This window comes from Brunnivagina elsteri CCALA 953 (assembly GCF_002289455.1).
In the GTDB taxonomy this organism is placed as follows: Bacteria; Cyanobacteriota; Cyanobacteriia; order Cyanobacteriales; family Nostocaceae; genus Brunnivagina; species Brunnivagina elsteri.
Genome location: NZ_NTFS01000780.1, coordinates 1 through 1,162 on the forward strand (window position 1 = coordinate 1; position 1,162 = coordinate 1,162).

Genomic DNA, 1,162 nt, shown 5'->3' on the forward strand with positions numbered 1-1,162 from the left:
ATTCAGAACGTCGCAGGTCATTATCCACAACAAACAACAATAAATCAGCTTCCGTTGCCAATCCCCGTGCGAGTTGTTCCCGTTCAGTTCCCGCTACCCCAGCTTCTAAAATTCCTGGTGTGTCGGTAATCAAAATCTTCCGTTCCAACCCCTTTAATCGCAAACAGTAGGTTTCTCCCGCAGTCGTTGTTCCCATTGGTGCATCTACTTTACCAACCATGCGTCCAATTACCGCGTTAACAAGGGAAGTTTTACCCGCACTTCCCGTACCGAAAATGACGACTTGAATTTCCCCCCTGACTAAATTTGCTTCAATTTCCCGCGATTTACTCAATAATGCTTGTCGTGTGACTTCATCTTGGATTTGGGAAACTTGTTGCCGCACTGCTTGGAGATTTGACGAAGCAGCTTCCGATTTTGCCGCAGGGATTTCGGCAGTTGTAATCCGACGCTTAGGACGACGGGAAGAACGGGATTCTCCACCTTGGATTACCATTACATAGTAAACAAATGCTGCAATCAAGCTTCCAATTAGGACAATCAGCAACAGCAGTAAGATATTACCAAAAAAGCCGAAATAGGAAAGTTGCCAAGAGAGTTGGTTGAGATATTGAATTAGCCACAGACTAAGACTCAAAATCGCAATTAAACCAACGATAAGGGTAATTAAACGCGGGAGAGGCATGGATAGCTCAAGGAAATAGGTGTTTAACGCAGATGCTTCTTATGGTAATTGTTTTGCGCTTTTCTTTAGGGTACAACTAAATTTTTTTTCGATCGGAACCCCACCACAGTCGAAGCAAGTTGTAGAGACTGTCTTAATCGCTACGAGAGAAATGCGTTAAGCTTTGCTTATCGCTGGAAGCGTATCGCCCCAAATTTAGTACAATCAAAAATATAATCCCACCAAGTCAGCAGTAAAAATTACGGCAGCAAATTTTCTAAATTCAGTAATATTCGCAAAAAACACCATATTTTATCAAATAATTTGCACTAATTCAGTATTATTTATATTCAGTATTCAATCTTTACATGGCAACTGGAATTATGACTCGATTCCAGATACTAAATGTTTATTTTTATAAAAATATTTTCGGATTATGGAGAAAAATTCTTTTTTCGTGAGATAATTAAATTATATGTTTTAATTTAAACTCTATAC

1 protein-coding gene is annotated in these 1,162 nt (G+C 39.4%); it reads right to left on the reverse strand.

Going from position 1 to position 1,162, the window contains the following annotated elements; genetic code table 11:
* Positions 1-685, reverse strand: a 685-nt coding sequence (locus tag CK510_RS30635; protein WP_211293369.1) for an Era-like GTP-binding protein, incomplete at its 3' end; no start/stop codon positions are given.
* Positions 686-1,162 lie beyond the last annotated feature (477 nt).